18 protein-coding genes are annotated in these 20,221 nt (G+C 63.8%); 10 read left to right on the top strand and 8 right to left on the bottom strand.

The window, feature by feature from the left end; all coding sequences use genetic code 11:
• Window positions 1-8: 8 nt before the first annotated feature.
• Window positions 9-449: a flagellar biosynthesis repressor FlbT gene (gene flbT, locus ABIA42_RS20275; RefSeq protein WP_035671936.1), complete on the bottom strand. Its 441-nt coding sequence runs from the start codon at window positions 447-449 to the stop codon at window positions 9-11.
• Window positions 450-770: 321 nt separating this feature from the next.
• Between flbT and ABIA42_RS20270 the strand changes: the two genes are divergently transcribed.
• From ABIA42_RS20270 to flaF, 5 genes are all read left to right on the top strand, one after another.
• Window positions 771-3,017 (top strand): DUF1522 domain-containing protein, encoded by a 2,247-nt coding sequence (locus tag ABIA42_RS20270; protein WP_370121953.1) that lies wholly within the window; start codon window positions 771-773, stop codon window positions 3,015-3,017.
• Window positions 3,018-3,377: 360 nt separating this feature from the next.
• The gene (locus tag ABIA42_RS20265; RefSeq protein WP_370121955.1) at window positions 3,378-5,624 is read left to right on the top strand and encodes a DUF1522 domain-containing protein; all 2,247 of its coding nucleotides are present in this window, start codon (window positions 3,378-3,380) and stop codon (window positions 5,622-5,624) included.
• Window positions 5,625-5,951: 327 nt separating this feature from the next.
• Complete coding sequence (locus ABIA42_RS20260) at window positions 5,952-8,198, top strand: DUF1522 domain-containing protein (RefSeq protein WP_370121958.1); 2,247 nt, start codon at window positions 5,952-5,954, stop codon at window positions 8,196-8,198.
• Between the two features lie 219 nt (window positions 8,199-8,417).
• On the top strand, window positions 8,418-10,706 hold the full coding sequence (locus ABIA42_RS20255; protein ID WP_370121961.1) for a DUF1522 domain-containing protein: 2,289 nt from the start codon (window positions 8,418-8,420) through the stop codon (window positions 10,704-10,706).
• A 294-nt stretch (window positions 10,707-11,000) separates the two neighbouring features.
• The gene (flaF, locus tag ABIA42_RS20250; protein ID WP_028181463.1) at window positions 11,001-11,369 is read left to right on the top strand and encodes a flagellar biosynthesis regulator FlaF; all 369 of its coding nucleotides are present in this window, start codon (window positions 11,001-11,003) and stop codon (window positions 11,367-11,369) included.
• A gap of 151 nt (window positions 11,370-11,520) precedes the next feature.
• On the opposite strand, the gene ABIA42_RS20245 is transcribed toward flaF, so the two are convergent.
• The 4 genes from ABIA42_RS20245 to ABIA42_RS20230 form a co-directional block, all read right to left on the bottom strand.
• Window positions 11,521-11,880, bottom strand: a complete 360-nt coding sequence (locus ABIA42_RS20245; RefSeq protein ID WP_028181462.1) for a hypothetical protein — start codon at window positions 11,878-11,880, stop codon at window positions 11,521-11,523.
• Window positions 11,881-12,037: 157 nt separating this feature from the next.
• Complete coding sequence (locus tag ABIA42_RS20240) at window positions 12,038-12,535, bottom strand: hypothetical protein (protein WP_271533151.1); 498 nt, start codon at window positions 12,533-12,535, stop codon at window positions 12,038-12,040.
• Between the two features lie 11 nt (window positions 12,536-12,546).
• Window positions 12,547-12,915: a flagellar assembly peptidoglycan hydrolase FlgJ gene (gene flgJ, locus ABIA42_RS20235; RefSeq protein ID WP_271533149.1), complete on the bottom strand. Its 369-nt coding sequence runs from the start codon at window positions 12,913-12,915 to the stop codon at window positions 12,547-12,549.
• Window positions 12,915-14,039 carry a flagellar basal body P-ring protein FlgI gene (locus ABIA42_RS20230; RefSeq protein ID WP_028181459.1) on the bottom strand — a complete coding sequence of 375 codons (1,125 nt, stop codon included), beginning with the start codon at window positions 14,037-14,039 and terminating at the stop codon, window positions 12,915-12,917. Before ABIA42_RS20230 ends, flgJ begins: the two co-directional genes overlap by 1 nt.
• Window positions 14,040-14,321: 282 nt before the next feature.
• Here ABIA42_RS20230 and ABIA42_RS20225 point away from each other — a divergent pair, with 282 nt between their 5' ends.
• Window positions 14,322-14,738 carry a flagellar assembly protein FliX gene (locus ABIA42_RS20225; RefSeq protein ID WP_370121967.1) on the top strand — a complete coding sequence of 139 codons (417 nt, stop codon included), beginning with the start codon at window positions 14,322-14,324 and terminating at the stop codon, window positions 14,736-14,738.
• Between the two features lie 39 nt (window positions 14,739-14,777).
• Here the strand turns inward: ABIA42_RS20225 and ABIA42_RS20220 are convergent, their stop codons facing one another.
• Window positions 14,778-15,149, bottom strand: coding sequence for a helix-turn-helix domain-containing protein (locus ABIA42_RS20220; RefSeq protein ID WP_061023262.1), 372 nt, complete (start codon window positions 15,147-15,149; stop codon window positions 14,778-14,780).
• Window positions 15,150-15,296: 147 nt separating this feature from the next.
• On the opposite strand from ABIA42_RS20220, the gene ABIA42_RS20215 reads away from it, so the two are divergent.
• Both ABIA42_RS20215 and dksA read left to right on the top strand, forming a co-directional pair.
• Window positions 15,297-15,908 carry an NAD(P)-dependent oxidoreductase gene (locus ABIA42_RS20215; protein ID WP_370121971.1) on the top strand — a complete coding sequence of 204 codons (612 nt, stop codon included), beginning with the start codon at window positions 15,297-15,299 and terminating at the stop codon, window positions 15,906-15,908.
• Between the two features lie 216 nt (window positions 15,909-16,124).
• Window positions 16,125-16,490 (top strand): RNA polymerase-binding protein DksA, encoded by a 366-nt coding sequence (dksA, locus tag ABIA42_RS20210; RefSeq protein WP_085966600.1) that lies wholly within the window; start codon window positions 16,125-16,127, stop codon window positions 16,488-16,490.
• 280 nt (window positions 16,491-16,770) lie between these two features.
• Here the strand turns inward: dksA and ABIA42_RS20205 are convergent, their stop codons facing one another.
• Entirely contained in the window at window positions 16,771-17,169 is a 399-nt protein-coding gene (locus tag ABIA42_RS20205; protein WP_370121974.1) for a winged helix-turn-helix transcriptional regulator, read from the bottom strand.
• A gap of 96 nt (window positions 17,170-17,265) precedes the next feature.
• Between ABIA42_RS20205 and ABIA42_RS20200 the strand changes: the two genes are divergently transcribed.
• Together ABIA42_RS20200 and ABIA42_RS20195 are read left to right on the top strand one after the other, a co-directional pair.
• Window positions 17,266-18,294, top strand: a complete 1,029-nt coding sequence (locus tag ABIA42_RS20200) for an SDR family oxidoreductase (protein ID WP_370121977.1) — start codon at window positions 17,266-17,268, stop codon at window positions 18,292-18,294.
• Window positions 18,295-18,372: 78 nt separating this feature from the next.
• Window positions 18,373-19,152 carry a 2-keto-4-pentenoate hydratase gene (locus ABIA42_RS20195; RefSeq protein WP_271533138.1) on the top strand — a complete coding sequence of 260 codons (780 nt, stop codon included), beginning with the start codon at window positions 18,373-18,375 and terminating at the stop codon, window positions 19,150-19,152.
• 302 nt (window positions 19,153-19,454) lie between these two features.
• Here ABIA42_RS20195 and flgH read toward each other — a convergent pair whose 3' ends face one another.
• The gene (gene flgH / locus ABIA42_RS20190) at window positions 19,455-20,219 is read right to left on the bottom strand and encodes a flagellar basal body L-ring protein FlgH (RefSeq protein WP_370121980.1); all 765 of its coding nucleotides are present in this window, start codon (window positions 20,217-20,219) and stop codon (window positions 19,455-19,457) included.
• Window positions 20,220-20,221 lie beyond the last annotated feature (2 nt).

Raw genomic sequence — 20,221 nt, 5'->3', positions numbered from 1 at the left:
GCGTGTGGTCAGGCGGCAGAGCTCACGTCGGCCTTGTCCGCTTCGGCCTTGGGATGCGCGGCCGCGTACTGATCCCGCAGCTTCTCTTCATAGGCAATCAGCTTGCGGGCGTCCTTCAGCGCCCGGTAGAGGTCGCCATTCAGGATGTTGTTGTTGATGCCTTCGATGATCGGCCAGGAGCTCGGCACCGCAGTGACGATGTCGCGCACCAGGTTGAAATAGGTGCCGTGCTGGGTCTGCGGATCCGGTGAGATGTACATGAGCTGGACCGCAAGATAGACGAGCTTGGCGGGCGTATTGGCGGTCTCCGGCGTGAGGATGTCGCGCTCGCGCAGGATCGGCACGTTGTCGCCGTCGATCAGGAGGCGGGCACGCTGGTCCGTGTTGGTAATCACGCAGTTACCGACGATGATGCGTTCGTGCGGTCTGAGCTCGACCTTGAGGGCCATGCCTGTTCTCCATCAACGCTTTCGTAACCGAGCGTTCGTTGCGGCTCATCAAGGCCTGATTCTCGCCCGGAATTAGTTAACGAGCTGTAAATCTCCGACATTCGCGAGAAAAAGCTAAATCTTTTCAATGTCATGTCTGTGCGGCGGTGTGGCGATGTGCGTGGCTTCGGCGCCCCGAATCACGCGTGATCCGGCAAAAGCGCGGGTTTCATTTCATGGTTCGTTAGAAGTCTCGGCGCCACGGTCCGCCGGTCGCTGGGTCAATCTCGATCCAAGCAGACGCGTAACAGTAGCGTCGTTTACCAGAAAGGTAACAGAGTCATGTCCGGTATCGTCCTCTCCTCGTCGGTTCGTCAGAACCTGCTCTCCCTCCAGTCCACCGCTGACCTTCTCGCCACCACACAGAACCGTCTGTCGACCGGCAAGAGCGTCAACTCGGCCCTGGACAATCCCACCAACTTCTTCACCGCCCAGTCGCTCGACAACCGCGCCAGCGACATCAACAATCTGCTCGACGGCATCGCCAACGGCGTGCAGGTGCTGCAGGCCGCCAACACCGGCATCACCTCGCTGCAGAAGCTGATCGACAGCGCCAAGTCGATCGCCAACCAGGCGCTGCAGACCACCGTCGGCTACTCCACCAAGTCCAACGTCTCCACCACGATTGCTGGTGCGACGGCTTCGGACCTGCGTGGCACGACCAGTTTCACCAGCGCGGATGCGCTGAGCAACGTGCTCTATAGCGGCGCGGCCGGCGGTACGACCGCTGCAGCGTCCGGCACCACGCTCGGCGGCGTCCAGGGCACGAACACAGGAACCGTTATCAATGCTGCGACGACCGGTGCGAGCCTGCTGAACGGCACGGCGAGCGCTGGCGATGCCAACGCCGGCGTTGCTGCGGGCGACACGCTCACCGTCAACGGCAAGACCATCACCTTTGCTGCCGGCGACGCCCCCACGACGGCTCCGACCGGTCAGACCCAGGTTGCCGCGACCGGTATCACGACGGGTAATGTCTTCACTGACAACTCCACGGGCAATGTGACCGTCTATCTCGGCTCGGGCACGAAGGCTGCGGTGGGCGACGTCCTGACCGCCATTGACCTTGCCAGCGGCGTGCAAAGCAACGTTGCGGGCACCCTGACGGTCAACAGCGGCCAGACCATCTCGTCCGTCAGTGGCGGCGGTGCGCTCGTCCTGAAGAGCACGTATGGTTCGGATCTGAGCGTGACCGGCAAGGCCGACATCCTCAACAAGCTCGGCCTGACCACCGCGACCGGCGCCGGCAACGTGACCGCCACGGCCTCTCGCACCACGAGCTCGGCGACGGTGTCCTCGCTGGTTACCTCGGGCTCGACCCTGAACGTCGATGGTCATGTCATCACGTTCAAGGACGCGCCAACGCCTTCGGCCGCTTCGCTTGGAGCCACCCAGGGTGTGTCCGGTAACGTCGTCACCGACGGTAACGGCAACTCGACGGTCTATCTGCAGAGCTCGACGATTGCCGACGTGCTGAAGGCCATCGACTTCGCCACGGGCGTGCAGACGTTTACGCTCAACGGTAGCGGCGGTGGTACGCTTGCGACCGCTTCGGGCCAGACCGCCTCGTCGATCAACGCCTCCGGCCAGCTCAAGATCTCGACCGGCGTCAACGCCGACCTGTCGATTACGGGCACCGGCAATGCGCTGTCCGCGCTCGGTCTCGCCGGCAACACCGGTACGTCCTCGGCGTTCACCGCGTCCCGCACGTCCGGCACCGGCGGCATCAACGGCAAGACCTTGACCTTCACGTCCTTCAACGGCGGTACGGCGGTCAATGTCACCTTCGGCGACGGCACCAACGGTACGGTCAAGACGCTCGATCAGCTCAACACGCAGCTCCAGGCCAACAACCTCTCTGCGACGATCGATGCCAACGGCCTGCTCACCATCACCGCGACCAACGATTACGCATCCTCAACGCTCGGTTCGACGGCGGCCGGTGGTGCGATCGGCGGCACGTTGACGAGCGCGCTGACGTTCTCGACCGCTTCCACTCCGGTCGCCGACAGCGTTGCCCAGACGGCGCGTGCCAATCTGGTCAACCAGTATAACAACATCCTGAACCAGATCGACACGACCGCGCAGGACTCCTCGTTCAACGGCGTCAATCTCTTGAATGGCGACCAGCTCAAGCTGGTGTTCGACGAGACCGGCAAGTCGAGCCTGAACATCACGGGTGTGACCTACAACTCCAAGGGGCTGGGCCTGGCCGCGCTGACCAACGGTGTCGACTTCATCGACAACGCTGCGACCAACAAGGTGCTGACGAACCTGAATGCCGCATCGAGCACGCTGCGCTCGGAAGCGTCGGCCCTCGGTTCGAACCTCTCGGTGGTGCAGGTGCGTCAGGACTTCAACAAGAGCCTGATCAACGTGCTGCAGACCGGTTCGTCCAACCTGACCCTGGCCGATACCAACGTCGAGGCGGCCAACAGCCAGGCGCTGTCGACCCGCCAGTCGATCGCGGTCTCCGCGCTGTCGCTCGCCAACCAGTCGCAGCAGAGCGTGCTGCAGCTGCTCCGCTAAGTCGCGGACCACATCGCAAGCAGGATCCGGCGGCGGGGCTTCGGCCCCGCCGCTTTGTTTTTTGCGTCGGCATCTGAATGCCGCTTGCCAAGACGGAGGCAGCCCATTGAATGCAGCCAATTGCGTACTCTTAGTTATGGTTGACGAGTGGCAAATGCCTTCCCATTGGGCAGGAAAGCGCCGTCTTATCAGCGCGATATGCGCGAGCTCGACGGGGCGTCACGCTGCCATATGGTGAATCCACGCGAGGTTTGGCACGACACGCTTTATGCTTTGTTAGCCGTCTGCGTTCACCGTCCCGGGCATCGATTAATCCTAATCGAAGTTTTGTTGCGTTGCGTACCAGAAGGGTAACACTCAATGTCCGGTATTGTTCTCTCCGCGTCGGTTCGTCAGAACCTGCTCTCCCTCCAGTCCACCGCTGACCTTCTCGCCACCACGCAGAGCCGTCTGTCGACCGGCAAGAGCGTCAACTCGGCCCTGGACAATCCCACCAACTTCTTCACCGCCCAGTCGCTCGACAACCGCGCCAGCGACATCAACAATCTGCTCGACGGCATCGCCAACGGCGTGCAGGTGCTGCAGGCTGCCAACACCGGCATCACCTCGCTGCAGAAGCTGATCGACAGCGCCAAGTCGATCGCCAACCAGGCGCTGCAGACCACCGTCGGCTACTCCACCAAGTCCAACGTCTCCACCACGATTGCTGGTGCGACGGCTTCGGACCTGCGTGGCACGACCAGTTTCACCAGCGCGGATGCGCTGAGCAACGTGCTCTATAGCGGCGCGGCCGGCGGTACGACCGCTGCAGCGTCCGGCACCACGCTCGGCGGCGTCCAGGGCACGAACACAGGAACCGTTATCAATGCTGCGACGACCGGTGCGAGCCTGCTGAACGGCACGGCGAGCGCTGGCGATGCCAACGCCGGCGTTGCTGCGGGCGACACGCTCACCGTCAACGGCAAGACCATCACCTTTGCTGCCGGCGACGCCCCCACGACGGCTCCGACCGGTCAGACCCAGGTTGCCGCGACCGGTATCACGACGGGTAATGTCTTCACTGACAACTCCACGGGCAATGTGACCGTCTATCTCGGCTCGGTCACGAAGGCTGCGGTGGGCGACGTCCTGACCGCCATTGACCTTGCCAGCGGCGTGCAAAGCAACGTTGCGGGCACCCTGACGGTCAACAGCGGCCAGACCATCTCGTCCGTCAGTGGCGGCGGTGCGCTCGTCCTGAAGAGCACGTATGGTTCGGATCTGAGCGTGACCGGCAAGGCCGACATCCTCAACAAGCTCGGCCTGACCACCGCGACCGGCGCCGGCAACGTGACCGCCACGGCCTCTCGCACCACGAGCTCGGCGACGGTGTCCTCGCTGGTTACCTCGGGCTCGACCCTGAACGTCGATGGTCATGTCATCACGTTCAAGGACGCGCCAACGCCTTCGGCCGCTTCGCTTGGAGCCACCCAGGGTGTGTCCGGTAACGTCGTCACCGACGGTAACGGCAACTCGACGGTCTATCTGCAGAGCTCGACGATTGCCGACGTGCTGAAGGCCATCGACTTCGCCACGGGCGTGCAGACGTTTACGCTCAACGGTAGCGGCGGTGGTACGCTTGCGACCGCTTCGGGCCAGACCGCCTCGTCGATCAACGCCTCCGGCCAGCTCAAGATCTCGACCGGCGTCAACGCCGACCTGTCGATTACGGGCACCGGCAATGCGCTGTCCGCGCTCGGTCTCGCCGGCAACACCGGTACGTCCTCGGCGTTCACCGCGTCCCGCACGTCCGGCACCGGCGGCATCAACGGCAAGACCTTGACCTTCACGTCCTTCAACGGCGGTACGGCGGTCAATGTCACCTTCGGCGACGGCACCAACGGTACGGTCAAGACGCTCGATCAGCTCAACACGCAGCTCCAGGCCAACAACCTCTCTGCGACGATCGATGCCAACGGCCTGCTCACCATCACCGCGACCAACGATTACGCATCCTCAACGCTCGGTTCGACGGCGGCCGGTGGTGCGATCGGCGGCACGTTGACGAGCGCGCTGACGTTCTCGACCGCTTCCACTCCGGTCGCCGACAGCGTTGCCCAGACGGCGCGTGCCAATCTGGTCAACCAGTATAACAACATCCTGAACCAGATCGACTCGACCGCGCAGGACTCCTCGTTCAACGGCGTCAATCTCTTGAATGGCGACCAGCTCAAGCTGGTGTTCGACGAGACCGCCAAGTCGAGCCTGAGCATCACGGGTGTGACCTACAACTCCAAGGGTCTGGGCCTGGCCGCGCTGACCAGCGGTGTCGACTTCATCGACAACGCTGCGACCAACAAGGTGCTGACGAACCTGAACACGGCCTCGAGCACGCTACGCTCAGAAGCCTCCGCTCTGGGTTCGAACCTGACCATCGTGCAGGTGCGTCAGGACTTCAACAAGAGCCTGATCAACGTGCTGCAGACCGGCTCGTCCAACCTGACCCTGGCCGATACCAACGTCGAGGCGGCCAACAGCCAGGCGCTGTCGACCCGTCAGTCGATCGCGGTCTCCGCGCTGTCGCTCGCCAACCAGTCGCAGCAGAGCGTGCTGCAGCTGCTCCGCTAAGTCGCGGACCACATCGCAAGCAGGATCCGACGGCGGGGCTTCGGCCCCGCCGCTTTTTTCGTGCGTCACGCGACGTTTCGATCGGACAGGCGACACTCGGAAAAAGTAACCGGCGGTTATGGTTAACGCAGCGTAAGCGCAGAGAAACGCCAATCGTTTCAAGCCGATTGCCGATGCCATAAGCGCCTTCCACGCGCTTATGGTGAACCGGCGCTTATGCCCGGCGATGTTCGTTTCACCCTTTGTTAGCCATGTCCGCGCAGGCTGTTCCCGTCACTCGATCCGAAGCGATCGAACGAAGACGCGTAAGCCAGAAGGGTAAGAGTCATGTCCGGTATTGTTCTCTCTGCGTCGGTTCGTCAGAACCTGCTCTCCCTCCAGTCCACCGCTGACCTTCTCGCCACCACACAGAACCGTCTGTCGACCGGCAAGAGCGTCAACTCGGCCCTGGACAATCCCACCAACTTCTTCACCGCCCAGTCGCTCGACAACCGCGCCAGCGACATCAACAATCTGCTCGACGGCATCGCCAACGGCGTGCAGGTGCTGCAGGCCGCCAACACCGGCATCACCTCGCTGCAGAAGCTGATCGACAGCGCCAAGTCGATCGCCAACCAGGCGCTGCAGACCACCGTCGGCTACTCCACCAAGTCCAGCGTCTCCACCACGATTGCTGGTGCGACGGCTTCGGACCTGCGTGGCACGACCAGCTTCGCGAGCGCCATCGCGAACAGCAACGTGCTCTACAGCGGCGCTAGCGGTGGTGTGACCGCCGCGACTTCCGGCGCCACGCTCGGCGGCGTCCAGGGCACGAACACAGGAACCGTTATCAATGCTGCGACGACCGGTGCGAGCCTGCTGAACGGCACGGCGAGCGCTGGCGATGCCAACGCCGGCGTTGCTGCGGGCGACACGCTCACCGTCAACGGCAAGACCATCACCTTTGCTGCCGGCGACGCCCCCACGACGGCTCCGACCGGTCAGACCCAGGTTGCCGCGACCGGTATCACGACGGGTAATGTCTTCACTGACAACTCCACGGGCAATGTGACCGTCTATCTCGGCTCGGTCACGAAGGCTGCGGTGGGCGACGTCCTGACCGCCATTGACCTTGCCAGCGGCGTGCAAAGCAACGTTGCGGGCACCCTGACGGTCAACAGCGGCCAGACCATCTCGTCCGTCAGTGGCGGCGGTGCGCTCGTCCTGAAGAGCACGTATGGTTCGGATCTGAGCGTGACCGGCAAGGCCGACATCCTCAACAAGCTCGGCCTGACCACCGCGACCGGCGCCGGCAACGTGACCGCCACGGCCTCTCGCACCACGAGCTCGGCGACGGTGTCCTCGCTGGTTACCTCGGGCTCGACCCTGAACGTCGATGGTCATGTCATCACGTTCAAGGACGCGCCAACGCCTTCGGCCGCTTCGCTTGGAGCCACCCAGGGTGTGTCCGGTAACGTCGTCACCGACGGTAACGGCAACTCGACGGTCTATCTGCAGAGCTCGACGATTGCCGACGTGCTGAAGGCCATCGACTTCGCCACGGGCGTGCAGACGTTTACGCTCAACGGTAGCGGCGGTGGTACGCTTGCGACCGCTTCGGGCCAGACCGCCTCGTCGATCAACGCCTCCGGCCAGCTCAAGATCTCGACCGGCGTCAACGCCGACCTGTCGATCACCGGCACCGGCAACGCGCTATCAGTGTTCGGTCTTGCCGGCAATACCGGGACGGCCTCCGCGTTCACGGCTGCTCGTACCTCCGGCATCGGCGGCATCGCTGGCAAGACCTTGACCTTCACGTCCTTCAACGGCGGTACGGCGGTCAACGTCACCTTCGGCGACGGCACCAACGGCACGGTCAAGACGCTCGATCAGCTCAACACGCAGCTCCAGGCCAACAACCTGGCCGCGACGATCGATGCCAATGGTCAGCTCACCATCACCGCATCCAACGACTACGCGTCTTCTACGATTGGCTCGGCCGCGGCTGGCGGTGCCATTGGCGGTACGATCACCAGCACATTGACCTTCACGACTGCCTCCACTCCGGTGCAGGACGTTGTGGCCCAGTCAACCCGGGCAAACCTGGTCTCACAGTACAACAACATCTTGAACCAGATCGACACCACTTCGGTTGACTCCTCGTTCAACGGTGTCAATCTTTTGAACGGCGACCAGCTCAAGCTGGTGTTCGACGAGACCGGTAAGTCGAGCCTGAACATCACCGGCGTGACCTACAACTCGAAGGGCCTCGGCCTGGCCGCGCTGACCGTCGGCGTCGACTTCATCGACAATGCCGCGACGAACAGGGTGCTGACCAATTTGAACGCGGCCTCAAGCACGCTACGCTCGGAAGCCTCGGCGCTCGGTTCGAACCTCTCGGTGGTGCAGATCCGTCAGGACTTCAACAAGAACCTGATCAACGTACTGCAGACCGGATCGTCCAACCTGACCCTGGCCGACACCAACGTCGAGGCGGCCAACAGCCAGGCGCTGTCGACCCGTCAGTCGATCGCGGTCTCCGCGCTGTCGCTCGCCAACCAGTCGCAGCAGAGCGTGCTGCAGCTGCTTCGCTAATAAGCACTTGAAATAACTGTATAAAGCCGAGCGGCGGGGCCATTTGCTCCGCCGCTCTTTTTGCATTTGGAGGCGGGCAGGAGCCTTCACCCGCCATTAACCCTATCCCTTAAACCGGCGTTAACCATACTTTAAAGGACACCTTCTAAAACTGGACCAAAGCCCCGCTTTGCAGACGGCGCGGCCGATTCGTATCCGGTTCAAGAGGAAGACTCGCCAATGTCCAACATCGTTCTCTCGGCGTCCGTTCGCCAGAACCTGTTGTCGCTGCAGTCGACGGCCGACTTGCTGGCCACGACGCAGGAGCGGTTGTCGACCGGCAAAAAGGTCAATACGGCGCTCGACAATCCCACCAACTTCTTTACGGCGCAGGGGTTGGACAACCGGGCGAGCGACATCAGCAACCTGCTCGACGGCATCAACAACGGTGTGCAGGTGCTCCAGGCCGCCAACACCGGCATCACCTCGCTGCAAAAGCTGATCGACAGCGCGAAATCGATCGCCAACCAGGCGCTGCAAACCACCGTCGGCTACTCCACCAAGTCGAACGTCTCGACCACGATTCCCGGTGCGACGCCGGCCGATCTGCGCGGCACGACGTCGTATGCAAGCGCAACCGCCAACAGCAACGTGCTCTACACCGGCGCTCCCGGTGGCGTGACACCGGTGACGGCCGCCGCCGCACTCGGTGCATCATTGGGCTCGACCGCGGGCACGTTGACCGGCGCCGCCACCAACGCGGCCGACGGCGCCACTGCACTGACCGGCACCGCGACGCTGATCGGCACAACGGCAGCCAGCACCCTCGGCTCGTCGCCTGCCGACGGGGACTCGATCACGGTCAACGGCAAGACCATTACCTTCCGGACCGGCGCGGCGCCCGCGACGCAGCCGACCGGCTGGGGCCTCGATGCCAGCGGCCACATCGCCACCGACGGCAACGGCAACTCGATCGTCTACATGGGGACGGCCGCCGCGCCCACCGGCACCGTCAACGACCTGTTGAGCGCGATCGATCTGGCCAGCGGCGTCAAGAGCGCGACGATCAGCGCCGGCGCCGCGACTATCTCGGTCAGCGGCTCGGCCGGCCCCGTCGGCACGCTGCAGGTGGCATCGTCCATCACGGGCGGTCAGGTCACGCTGAAGAGCTCGACCGGCGCCGATCTGAGCGTGACCGGAAAGGCCGACTTCCTCAAGGCGCTCGGACTGACGTCCGCAACCGGCGCTGGCAATGCCAATGTCACTGCGGCCCGGTCGACTACCGCGGGTTCGCTCGGCACCCTCGTTCAGGACGGCTCGACGCTGAATATCGACGGCCACACCATCACCTTCAAGAATGCGCAAACGCCGCAATCGGCGGCGAGCGTCACGTCGGGTGGCGTCAGCGGCAACATCGTCACGGACGGTAACGGCAACTCGACCGTCTACATCCAGAGCGCGACGCTGACCGACCTGCTCAACGCCGTCGACCTCGCGACCGGCGTCAAGACGGCCAGCATCTTCAACGGCGCGGCGACGCTGTCGACCACGGCGGGCCAGATCCCGTCGTCGGTCAACAGCAGCGGCCAGCTTGCGCTTTCCACCGGCGTCAACGCCGATCTCTCGATCACCGGCACCGGCAATGCCCTCAGCGCATTCGGTCTCAGCGGCAATACGGGAACGGCGACCGCCTTCACTGCGGCCCGCACGTCCGGCGTCGGCGGCATCAGCGGCAAGACGCTGACCTTCACCTCGTTCAACGGCGGCACCCCGGTGAACGTCACTTTCGGCGACGGCACCAACGGCACCGTGAAGACGCTGGACCAGCTCAACGCGCAGCTGCAGGCCAACCACCTGACGGCGACGATCGATGCCAACGGCGTGCTCACGGTGACCACCGTCAACGAATACGCCTCGTCGACGCTCGGTTCGACCCTCGCGGGCGGCGCAGTCGGCGGCACCATCACCGGTGTTCTGGCCTTCACCACCGCGCAGCCACCGGTCCAGGATCCCGTGGCGCAGACCGCGCGCTCCAACCTGGTCAACCAGTTCAACAACATCCTGGCCCAGATCGACACGACGTCGCAGGACTCCTCCTTCAACGGCGTCAATCTGCTCAACGGCGACACGCTGAAGCTCGTCTTCAACGAGACCGGCAGCTCCACGCTGAGCATCAACGGCGTGGTGTTCAATGCGGCGGGCCTCGGTCTCAGCAATCTCGTCAACGGCGTCGACTTCATCGACAACGGCGCCACCAACAAGGTGCTGGCCAGCCTGAATGCGGCCTCGAGCACGCTGCGTTCGGAAGGCTCCACCCTCGGTTCGAATCTGTCGATCGTGCAGGTGCGTCAGGACTTCTCCAAGAACCTGATCAACGTGCTGCAGACCGGCTCTTCCAACCTGACGCTCGCCGACACCAATGAGGAAGCGGCGAACAGCCAGGCGCTTTCGACTCGCCAGTCGATCGCGGTCTCCGCGCTGTCGCTGGCCAACCAGTCGCAACAGAGCGTGCTGCAGCTGCTCCGCTAATTTCGCAGCGCAAGTTCGCTACTCGAGATTTCGCGGCGGAGCTAACGCTCCGCCGTTCTTTTAAGGGAGATCGCTAAGACAAGATTAGCTGAGATCGATGCGCATCACGCCGAGCGAGTTTACTTCGTGCGTGCGTGCATCTAGCGTTGCGCCGACGAAGAGCTCCGTGCCCCGTAATTGTCCGGAGTGCTTCCAAGCACAACACGTAAGCAAATCTTAAGCGGTGCTGCCTAGGGTTGGGAAAGAAATCCTTAAGCGCGTATAACGCGCTAGGTAACGTCCAGGGTGTGATTGATGTCGAATTCCGCTGCCTCGGCTTATGCGCGTGTTGCAACGACCACCGCATCTCCTCGGGACATCGAGGCGCAGACCCTGCTCAAGGCCGCCAACAAGCTCCAGGACGCGGTGAACAACGCCGATCCGCTCAGCGAGCAGACCATGCAGGCCCTGATGTTCAACCGCAAGCTCTGGACCATCTTCCTGAGCGAGGCGATGCGTGACACCAATCCGCAGCCGATCGACGTCCGGCAGAAGATCGCCAACATCAGCGTGTTCGTGCTGAGCCAGACGGCCGCGCTGCAGATGAGCCCCCAGTTCGATCATTTCCGCCCGCTGATCGAGATTAACCGCAACATCGCTGCAGGCCTGTCCGGACGGCCGTGACGGAGAGCGGCCGTGGTCGAGCATTTGCCGACCGCGGACCAAGTCGACGCTGACGGAAGCCGGCGCTGGGGCGGATCAATGACATCGCCACCGAACTTGCGGCGGACTCGACTGGTGTCGATCCGCCGTCGTGACGGTCGACACCTGGTCGTCAGGCGCTGACGTCCGTGCTGAGCGGACGCGAGGGCTCGGACTGCATATCCAGCGCATGGAAATAGGCGCGCCGGCGCAGCATCGCCTCGTCGGGGAATTGGGTCACCACCGCGTCGGTCTTGGCGTTGACGACCTGGAAGACGAAGGACGCGGCCGCCTGGTCGAACACGACCTGGCGCGAGACGTTCTCGTGGTTCGGCAGATCATTGCGCACAGGCGCGCCCGTATCGCTCGCGGCGACCGTCTGGCTCACCGGAAGATCCGTTTGCACGGCCTCGTTCGCCGCCACGTTGGACGTCGGTACGATCTGCGCGGGTGCCGGGATCCCCACCGGCCTGATGCTGAAATCTGTACTCATGGCAGCCTCCTGGTTGCCTTACTTGAGTCAAATCCCAACCCCTCTAATAGCGCAACCATGGAACACCAGGTTTGAAGACCTGGTAAGGAAACGTGACTAACCGCGCGACGCTGTCGCCGCGCAATATTTCGTAAAAGTGTCGCTTGTTCCTGCGCGCTCAGAGCGAGCGGCTGACCGCAAGCGGGGTGATGTGGCGCGGACCCGGCGCGGCGCGACGACCCGCAGCCGTATAGGTGTTCGGCACGTTACGCTTCTGGATCTCGGCGTTGACGCCGCGCACGACGCTCTCGGAGACAGCGTGCGCGGTCGCGAGCACGGTGAGATTGACCTGGAGCATCGCGCGAAACGCATCGTGGTGGCGGTGCAGCGTCGAGAGCAGCTCCGGCGCGGATTTCGCGAGCTGGGCCTGGTTCGCCTTCAGCTGGCTGACGGCGCCGACGTAATTGCGCGACAGCTCCTGCTTCTTGCTCTCGAGCGTCATCGCCTCGCGGACCTTGCCGGCGCGAACGAGCTCGGTCTCGCGCTCGATCAGTCCGAGCAGGGCGCTCATCGCGTCCATCAGGCCTTCGGCGAGCTTGCGCGCCTCGGTGCTGCCGGTCGCGGTGTTCGGACTCTGGGCTTGCATCGGCTGACGTGAGGCGTGGAAATGGTTCATTTCGTTTGACCTTATGCCGTGCGGATCGTTTTCGCCTGCTGCATGATCAGGGTGCGGTAGACTTCGGTGGCGACGCCGACGCCGCCGGCCTGAGCAAAGCTCTTGGAATATTGCTCGGTCAGCATCGAGCGCCACACGCCGGTGCCGGGCGTATCGCCGAACGGACCTTCGCCCTTCAGGCCCGAGGTCATCTGCGAGAACATGCTGTTGAGGAACATCGCTTCGAAATCGGTGGCGGTCTTCTGCGCCTTGGCTTGCTGCTGCGGCGAGACTTTCTGCAGCGCGGCGGCGAGCTCGAAGTCCGGCCGGCCGTTGCGGCTCTCCACCGAGAACGCCGAAGCGGTGGTGACGCGCGGGGTGTTGATCGAGCCCGCCTGCATCACATCACCTCGATGTCGGCTTCGATCGCGCCGGCGGCCTTGATCGCCTGGAGGATGCTGATCATGTCGCGGGGACCGATGCCGAGGCCGTTGAGGCCGTCGACGAGCTGCTGGAGCGAGACGCCGTCCTTGACGACGGCCAGCTTCTTGCCGTCCTCGGTGACGGTGACGCTGCTGCGCGGCGCGACCACGGTGCGGCCGCGCGACAGCGGGTTGGGCTGGCTGACCTGCGGGCTCTCGGAGATGGTGACGGTGAGGTTGCCCTGCGCCACAGCGACGGTGGCGACGCGGACGTCGCGGCCCATCACGATGATGCCGCTCCGTTCGTCGATGATGATCTTGGCGGCGAGATCGGGATCGACCTGGAGCTGCTCGATCTCGGTGAGGAATGCGACGACGTTGCCCTTGAACTCGGGCGGGACCGACAGCTGCACCGTCGAGGGGTCGATCGGCTCGGCGGTCTTGACGCCGAGATAATCGTTGACCGCGGCCGCAATGCGCTTGGCGGTGGTGAAGTCGGCGTTGCGCAGCGCCAGGCGCACGTTCGGCAGCCGATTGAGCGCGAACTCGATCTCGCGCTCGATGATGGCGCCGTTGGCGATGCGTCCGACCGTCGGAACGCCGCGCACGATCTTGGCCGCCTCGCCCTCGGCCTGGAAGCCGGAGATCGCGAGCGAACCCTGCGCCACCGCGTAGACGTTGCCGTCGGCGCCCAGCAGGGGGGTCACGAGCAGGGTGCCGCCCTGGAGGTTCTTGGCGTCGCCGAGCGCAGAGACGGTGACATCCATGCGCGTGCCCTGGGTGGCGAAGGCCGGCAGGTTGCCGGTCACCATCACGGCCGCGACGTTGCCGGTACGGATGGTGGCGCCGCGGATGTTGACGCCCATGCGCTCGAGCATCGCTTGCAGCGATTGCTTGGTGAAGGGGATGTTGTTGAGCGTGTCGCCGGTGCCGTTGAGGCCGACGACGAGGCCGTAGCCGATGAGCTGGTTCTGCCGCACGCCCTCGATGTTGGCGAGGTCCTTGATGCGCGATGTCGCGCTTGCAGGCGTGACTGAGAGCGCCAGCGCTGACAGCGCGGCGCAGGCCACCCCAACAATCCTCACCCAACGAACGCCTGGCATCCTCTGCTCCCCAAGGCTCCTAAAGAGGCTCCTCAAATCGGAAGGACCTGCACGACACTCCCATGACGAGCTGGTCCGGCGCTTTCCTTGCGAGCGCTGTGCCAACCCGGGGCTTCGGGATAGATCGCTGAATAGGTTGAATAAATCTGTTTCGACCGGTGTCAGCGGGTGTTGTGCCTGAGGAGCGAAACTGCCGCCTGTCGGCAGATTTTGCCGGGCTGTTTACGCGCCGTTAACCATAAGACGGCGAAGGTGAGGCATCGATCACCCGGATTCTTTCCGATGCGCATCTACGGACCGAACGGCACCACGCTTGGAGCGCCGGCCAACCAGGCCAGGCGGACCGGCTCCGGCACCTTCGTGCTGCCCGACACCTCGTCGGCGCAGGAGACGCGGAGCGCTGCTGCACCGAAGGCCGCCGCCAACATCGACGCGCTGCTGGCATTGCAGGGTGTCGAGGAGGATCCAGTCGAGCGCCGCAAGCGCTCGGTCGCTCGCGGCAGGACGGCGCTCGACGTACTCGACGATCTCAAGATGGGACTGCTGTCCGGAAACCTCGACGCCTCGACCGTGATGCGTCTGCGTGATGCTGCGGCGAACCTGAAATCGTCCTCGGGAGATCCAGGTCTCGATACGGTGCTTTCCGAGATCGAGCTGCGCGTCGAGGTCGAGCTCGCCAAGGCCGGGCAGGCTTACTAGTCATCCGTCTCTCAGGATGACTGTCTGCTACTCGTCCTGTTACGCCGCTTCCTCCTTCTGCTGCGCATCGTAGCGGCGTTGCGCCGCGAGCACGTCCTTCAGATTCTGCTCGGCCCAATCGCGCAGGGGATCGACCGCTGCGGCCAGCGTCAGCCCGAGCGGCGTGATCGAATATTCCACCGTGACAGGCACGGTCGCGATGGCATGGCGCCTGATCAGGCCGTCGCGTTCGAGCGACTTGAGAACCTGACTCAGCATCTTCTGCGAGATGCCTTCAATCGTGCGGCGCAACTGATTGAAGCGCATCGGCTCCTCGCGCAGGAGCAAGAGGATCAGCACCGCCCATTTGTCGCCGACGCGATCGAGGATTTGGCGGGTGGGGCAGTTCGCTGCGTAAACGTCGGGTTTCATCGTCGGTCCTCGGAGAGTCTGGTCGCTTGCGAATATGCATGCCGGTTACTCCAGCGTAATCAGGTAAGCACAAAGTGCTCTCTTAACACCAGCATCCTTTACGATATCTAGTCACTGATAGTTACTATAGAAGCAAAGGAGCCTTCCATGAAAATCGCAGTCGCCGGCGCCTCGGGCCGGGCCGGGTCGGAGATCACCAGGGAACTGTCCCGCCGCGGCCACGCCGTCACAGCCATCGCCCGGAACCCCGAGAAGATCGCGGCCCTGCCTAACGTCACCCCGACCAAAGGGGATGTGCTCGACCAGGCCGGCCTCGCCAAGCTGTGGGCCGGGCACGACGTCGCCGTGAGTTCCGTGCACTTCCTTGCCAGTGACCCGCTCAAGCTGATCGGTGCGGCGAAGGACTCCAAGGTCGGTCGCTATCTCGTGGTCGGCGGTGCCGGCAGCCTCGAGGTCGCCCCAGGCGTGAAGCTGGTCACAACTCCCAACTTTCCCGCCCAATACAAGGCTGAAGCGGAGGCGGGCTCGACCTTCCTCGACCTGCTGTGGCAGGAAAAGAACCTGAACTGGACCTTCATCTCGCCGTCGGCCTTGTTCGTCGAGGGGGAGCGCACGGGCAAGTTCCGGCTTGGGACCGACCAGCTTCTCGCAGATGCGAACGGAAAGAGCTGGATCACCTTCGCCGACTACGCCATAGCGCTCGCCGACGAGATCGAACGGCCCGCCCATCTGAGGCAGCGCTTCACGGTCGGCTATTGAGCCGTCAGCCGCCCCCGGTCCCTCCAGGATAAAGCTTCCTGTGCAAGGGCTTGGGGGCGGCACCCGGGCGATGAGAGGAAATATTGTCTGTCACAGGAGGCCGCTATATAACGCCCCGCTCGACGGACCCCGTTCCGTTTGCGAGTCGTTGCTTAGACAGATAGGCCTCCCTTGGAAAAGTTGAAAAACTACCGACCGACCGACAAAGAGCCTTTCATGAACGACCGGCAGAAGGAGTACTTCCGTTTGAAGCTCCTCGCCTGGAAGGATGAGATCCTCAAAGAGTCCAAGCTCACCCTGCAGGCTTTGCAGGAGGAGAATGTGAACCACCCCGATCTCGCCGATCGGGCATCATCCGAAACCGACCGCGCCATCGAGCTCCGCGCCCGCGACCGCCAGCGTAAGTTGATCGCCAAGATCGACGCCGCGCTCCAGCGCATCGAGGACAACACCTACGGCTATTGCGAGGAAACCGGCGAGCCGATCTCGTTGAAGCGGCTCGAAGCCCGGCCCATCGCGACGCTCTCGGTGGAAGCGCAGGAGCGCCACGAGAAACGCGAGAAGGTTTATCGCGACGAATAGAGCCCGGGCCGCCAAGTGCGGCTCTTTGTTTTTGGGACGCAAGGCGCCGGTTGGCGCCGTGATCAGCATTTTGCCTGCCGCTTGCGGCCGCACGGCAACGCGCGAGCGTGATCGCGAAAAGTGAATCACGATCAATGGGCTAGACTCGATTCCTCCGAGCTCACGTGAGTTCGGATCAGAAACAGCCTTCACTTCAGGTGGGGCGAGTTTTGCGAGTCGCATCAACGACATCGGCTTGAATGGTGAGACGCTGATCCAGCTGCATCAAGCATCGGTGCAATCAGGTCTGCCGCGACGCCATGAGGCGCGCGTCCCCATAAAGCCTGGACCAGCTCAACATTTCCTTAAAGGCCGGCAAGAGGCCGTAAGCCGCATCCGTCAGTTCGTACTCGACCCTCAAGGGTTTCTCCGCGAGGACGATGCGCGATACGAGGCCATCCTCCTCGAGCTCGCGAAGCTGCGTGGTCAGCATGTGCTGGGTGATGCCGCCGATCGATCGTCGCAAGGCACCGAAGCGAACCGCACCGTTCATCAGCGAAAACAGGATCTCCAGTTTCCACTTGCCGCCGAGGGCGTCGATGGCCCGCTTGAAGTCACCGAGCAGGGCAGGATCTCGGCTGCAATCGCAGTCGTCGTCGCAGTTGGTGGTCAGGTTTTCCATACCGGTCTCGAAATCCATTCTACTTGTCCCCTTGGAGATAGTGACCAGATGCGGCCTTGGGCAGGGCCGCGGCGGAACCGATCCGCCGGACCTCGCATCGAGGGGAATTTGGCAATGAGCACTGTTCTGGTCACCGGCGGGTCGGGCTTCGTCGGCATTCACGTCGTCCTGCAACTTCTGGCCGTGGGCCATGCCGTGCGGACGACGGTACGTCGGCCTGATCGTCGGGACGACGTGCTGGCGATGCTGCGAGAGGGCGGGGCGGCTTCGCCGGAAACTGTGTCCTTCTTCACGGCGGACCTCACGGCAGACGCGGGCTGGCGCGAGGCGATCGCCGGGTGCGACTACGTCCTGCACGTCGCCTCGCCGCTGTCGACCAGCGTGCCCGAGGACGAGAACGAGATGATCGTCCCGGCCCGCGACGGCACGCTGCGGGTGCTGCGTGCCGCACGCGCGGCCGGCGTCAGGCGCGTCGTCATCACCTCGTCGCTTGGCGCGATCGGCTACGGACATCCGCCGCGTCAAAAACCGTTCGACGAGACCGACTGGACCAATCTCGATGGTCCCGGCCTGCAGCCCTACATCAAATCCAAGACGCTGGCCGAGCGGGCGGCCTGGGATTTCATCGCGCGCGAGGGCGGCGGCCTCGAACTGTCGGTGGTCAATCCCGCCGGCATTTTCGGTCCCGTGCTGGGGCCGGACTTCTCCGGCTCGATCGAGATCGTCAAATCGCTGCTCGACGGCGCCATGCCGGCGGTGCCGCGGGTTTATTTCGGCGTGGTCGACGTGCGCGATGTCGCCGATCTGCACCTGCGGGCGATGACGGCGCCCGAGGCCAAGGGCGAGCGCTTCATCGCGGTCTCCGGTGAAACGATGTCGATCCTCGATATCGCCAAGGTGCTGCGGCGGGAACTCGGGCCGTCCGCACGCTGGGTTCCGCGGCTTCAAGCCCCCGACTGGCTGGTGCGGCTGGCCGCGACCCGGATTCCCCTGCTGCGTGCGGTCGTGCCGATGCTCGGCAGGGTGCGGCATTCCACCAGCGCCAAGGCGAGGTCGCTGCTCGGCTGGGAGCCCCGTTCCAACCACGAGGCGATCCTTGCGACCGCCGAGAGCCTGATCCGGCTCGGCCTGGTCAAGGTGTGAGGTTGCCCCTGGCTTGTCACGCCCGGGCGGGGATGCTCAAGTGCCGCCTTCGAATGCGTAGCGTGGGAGGCGGCGCCGATGGACAAGATACTCCAGGCCGCAAAGGCGATCGCGCTGGCGCGCCGCAATCATGCGCCGCTCGCGGCGCTGGAGCGTCCTCCTGCTGATGAAGCCGAGGGCTATCAGGTCCAGCGCGCCCTGCACGATCTCCTGCTGCCGCATCTCGGCCCGCTCGTCGGCTACAAGATCGGCTGCACCAGCCAGGTGATGCAGGACTACATCGGCATTCCGCACCCCTGCGGCGGCGGCGTGTTCCAGAAGGGCGTCCACGACAGCGGCGCCAAGCTCGCCACCTCCAACTATGTCCGGGTCGGAGTCGAGTGCGAGATCGCGGTGCGGCTCAAGCGCGACCTCGCCGCCGGCGAGGCGCCGTTCACGGCCGAATGGGTCGGCGAGGCGGTCGAGGCCTATCATCCCGCGATCGAGATCGTCGACGATCGCTACGTGAAGTGGGAAACGATGGGCGCGCCGACCTTGATCGCCGACGACTTCTTCGCCGCAGGCTGCGTGCTGGGTCCGTCGGTGCCGCGCTCCTCGGTTCCGGACCTGAAGGCGGTCAAGGGCCGCGCCCTCGTCAACGGCGAGGAGGTCAGCCAGGGCACCGGCGCCGACGTGCTCGGCCATCCCCACAACGCTCTCGCCTGGCTCGCCAACCATCTCGCCGCCGAGGGCAAGGGACTGCATGCGGGGCAACTCGTTCTCACCGGAAGTCTGGTGAAGACTCTCTGGCTGAAGGCCGGCGACAAGGTGCGGATGGAGCTGGACGGGCTCGGGACGGTGGAGGCCGAGTTTACGTGAGCTCTCGCCACCGTCATTGCGACCGAGTGTAAAGCAGCGGCATCGTTACGATTCGCGGATCATGAGCCGCAGCTCGCAGCCTGTAGTCGGTCCCAAAGGCAAAACACATGCGGCCTCCGGCAGGGGAGCTACCGGAGGCCGCGTAGTACATCGTCGTTCGCGCCTAGGTTCGCGAACACGATGTGGGAGCTCGGGAGAGGACTAAAGCGCGATGAGATGAGGACGAATCGTCATCGCGCTTTAGGTTATTGTTTGAGCATGATCTTTTCGGAAAACCGCTGCGCACTTTTCCGGATCATGCTTTAGAAGGGCAGCAGCACGTCCATGACTTGCTGGCCGTAGCGCGGCTGCTGCACGTCGGTGATCTGGCCGCGGCCGCCATAGGCGATGCGGGCCTGGGCGATCTTGGTGGAGTCGATGGTGTTGTCGCTCTGGATGTCCTCGGGGCGCACGATGCCGGCCACGATCAGTTCGCGGATCTCGAAGTTGACGCGTATCTCCTGCTTGCCTTCGACGACCAGGTTGCCGTTCGGCAGCACCTGGGTCACCACGGCGGCGACGTTGGTCTGCAGGGCTTCCTTGCGGTCGACGCTGCCCTTGCCCTCGCTGGACGAGGTCGAGTCGGCGGTCAGGATACGGCCGGGCAGGATCTTGTTGGCCTGGGTGATCGTTTGGGAGCCAATGAAGTCCGTGATCCCGGAATCTTCCTTGTTGGTGCGGCTGCGCGAGGTGTCGTTCTCGATGTTGGCCTTGTCCGTGATGTTCACGGTCACGGTCAGGAGGTCGCCGACCTGGCGGGCGCGCTGGTCCTTGAAGAACGCGCGGCTGCCGTTGCGCCACAGCGAGTTCGGATTGTAGGAGGCAACTTCCGGCTTCGGCATCGGCATCTGCACCGGCTTGTAGCCGGGCTGCGTCGTCGGATTGTCGATCGCCGACAGCTTCGGCTGCTCGCCGATCTGCGACAGGCGGTCGATCGAGGAGCAGCCGCTCGCCAGCGCACAAGTTGCCAGCAGCAGGGCAGAGGTCGCAATGCGACGAAGGCGGAAAGCCGAACTGAACTTGGACATGA

Source organism: Bradyrhizobium sp. USDA 327, from assembly GCF_041262065.1.
Lineage (GTDB): Bacteria > Pseudomonadota > Alphaproteobacteria > Rhizobiales > Xanthobacteraceae > Bradyrhizobium > Bradyrhizobium liaoningense.
This window is presented reverse-complemented; position numbering and strand designations above follow the sequence as displayed.